Annotated in this window: 1 protein-coding gene and 1 pseudogene; one reads left to right on the top strand and one right to left on the bottom strand. The window is 74.7% G+C overall.

Annotation, left to right across the window (positions count from 1 at the left end; genetic code table 11):
- A pseudogene (locus ACYVE7_RS32425) lies at window positions 1-1,717 on the top strand (hypothetical protein); the annotation flags it as partial.
- Window positions 1,718-1,725: 8 nt separating this feature from the next.
- Here the strand turns inward: ACYVE7_RS32425 and ACYVE7_RS32420 are convergent.
- The coding region (locus tag ACYVE7_RS32420) for a PP2C family protein-serine/threonine phosphatase (RefSeq protein WP_460370186.1) at window positions 1,726-2,553 on the bottom strand (828 nt) is incomplete at its 5' end.

Genomic DNA, 2,553 nt, shown 5'->3' with positions numbered 1-2,553 from the left:
CGGCACGCGCCTGGCGGTCGCCGACTCCGACGGCCTCGTCACGCTGTGGTCGACGGCCACCGGGCAGAAGACGGCGACCCTGCCCGAGCACCGGTCCTACCAGCCCGCCGACCGCCCCACCTACGCGCGCACCCTCGGTTTCAGCGCGGACGGGACCCTGCTGGCCTCGACCGCCCGGGTGCCGAGCCTCCAGACCGGGCCCGGCTCCCTGCTGGTCTGGGACGTCGCGACGAACCGCCCGCTGGTGTCGCGGGCGCTGAGCTCCGTCGGCAACGGGCTGGCGTTCGCCCCGGACGGCCGGACCGTCGCCTACACCACCGGCCCGGGGCGGGCCGAGCTCCTCGACCGGGTCTCCGGCGCGGTCCGCCCCCTCGTCTACTCCTCGGACTCCCACCCCGAGTGGCTGGCGTTCTCCGGCGACGGCCGCACCCTGATCTCGGCGGACGCCAAGGGCCGCCCGATCCTCTGGAACACCGCCACCGCGCGGCGGAGCGGGACGATCGACCAGCCAGGCGCCCGTCACGTCGCCGTGGGCTCCGACGGGATCCTCACCGCCGACACCCGCACCGGCGGGGTCCGGGTCTGGCGGCTCTCCGGCGGCCGGGCCACCGCCGCGGGCTCCCTGCCACCGCAGGACCCCTACTACTGGACCGTGTCGGCTCCCGCCGCGGGGCGGCTCGCGATCGCCGACGAGGACGGGCTGGTCACCTTCTGGTCGCTCGTCACGGGGCGGGCCGTCCAGACCTTCTCCGACCGCGGCCGGACCGAGGCCATGTCCGTCGCGCTCAGCTCGGACGGTTCGCTCCTCGCCTCCTCTGGTCTCGGCGGGACCGTCGTGCTGCGCCGTCTCGGCCCCGGCCACTCGGGCGCCGTCACCGATCTCGACCTCAGCCCCGACGGCACGGTCGTCGCCTCGGCGAGCGCGGACCGCACCGTCGTCCTGTCCACTCCGGACGGCCGCCCGCTCCGCACGCTCGGCCCGCACCCCGACCGCGTCGAGGCCCAGGCGTTCAGCCCCGACGGCGCCCTCCTCGCCACGGTCACCCGCGACCACCATCTGACGATCTGGGACGCCGCCACGGGCGAACTCCGCAGCGAAACGCCCTATCCGGGCCTCGGCTCCTCCACCGACGTCGTCTTCCGCCCCGGCACCCGCGACCTGCTCGCCGCCGCGATGGGCCGCCACCGTTGGACGGTCACCGCCCGGGGAGTGCCGAAGGACGCCCCCCTCCTCGACAGGCTGTCGGTGGTCGGGGCCCTCGCCTACACCCCGGACGGCCGTTTTCTGGTCACCGGTAGTCCCTCGGGCGGCCTCTCCTTCTGGGACGCCGCCACCGACGAGACCCTCGCCACCGTCGTGACGGGCCAGAACTCGGTCACGGACGTCGCCGTCAGCGCCGACGGCGCCCTGACCGCCTCCGCAGGAGCCGACCTGACCGTCCGTCTCTTCTCGACCGCCTCCCGCACCGAGACCGCGATCCTGCGCGGCCACACCGCCCGCGTCCAGGCCCTGGCCTTCAGCCCTGACGGCCGCCTCCTGGCCAGCGCGGGCCACGACGCGACCATCCTGGTCTGGGACCTGCGCGCCCCCGCCTCCCCGCCCCTGCGCCTGACCGGCCACACCGGCCCCGTCCATGCCCTCGCGTTCACCTCGAACGGCGATCTCGTCTCCGGCGGCGCCGACCACCGCCTGATCCACTGGACTTCACTACAATGAACACCCGTCTAGCAGGCGGGGCCGGGCGCGATCGTGACGAAGGCCATGTCGTCGTGGCCGCCGTCGCCGATCCAGCCGAACGCCAGGCGCTGCACCCGTTCGGCCATGGCTTCGGGGGGCAGGCCAGCGCAGCCGGCGAGTTCGCTGATCAGCCGGTCGTCGCCCAGGAACTCCGAGCCGGACGGGCCGCCGCGCGCCTCGACGACACCGTCGGTGTGGAGCAGGCAGACGTCGCCGGGGGCCAGGTCGACGATCACTGTCTCGGCGGTGATCTCCGGGAGGACGCCGATCAGGGTGCCGCTGGTGGGGACGCGGTCGACCCGGCCGTCACGGCGGACGACCAGCGGCTGCGGATGGCCCGCGCCCGTCACCCTGAGCCGGAGGAGGCCGTCGCCCAGGCTCACCGCCGACGCCAGGACGAGCGTGACGAACCCGAACGGATCGTCCTCCGGGAGCAGCAGGTCGTTGAGCCGGCAGAGCACTTCCAGATGGTCGCCGGTGGACGGGCCGATGGCCTTCAGCACGGCGCGGATCTTCCCGGCGAGGATCGCGGCGCGCAGTCCCTTGCCGCACACGTCGCCCAGCACGAGCAGGGTTTCGCCACCCGCGGGGAACAGGTCGTAGAAGTCGCCGCCGACGCGCTGCCCGTCGGCGGCGGGCAGGTAGCGGGCGGCCAGCTCGACGCCGTCGACCGAGGTCATCGCGGGCGGCAGCAGCTCCCTGATCAGCACATTGGTGATGGACGACTGCTCGAAGCAGTGCCGGGCCGCCGCGACGGCCGCACCGGCGCGCGCGGCGAACAGCCCGGCGAGGCCGAGTTCCGCGGCGTCGAACCC

This window comes from Actinocorallia lasiicapitis (assembly GCF_054778695.1).
This window is presented reverse-complemented; position numbering and strand designations above follow the sequence as displayed.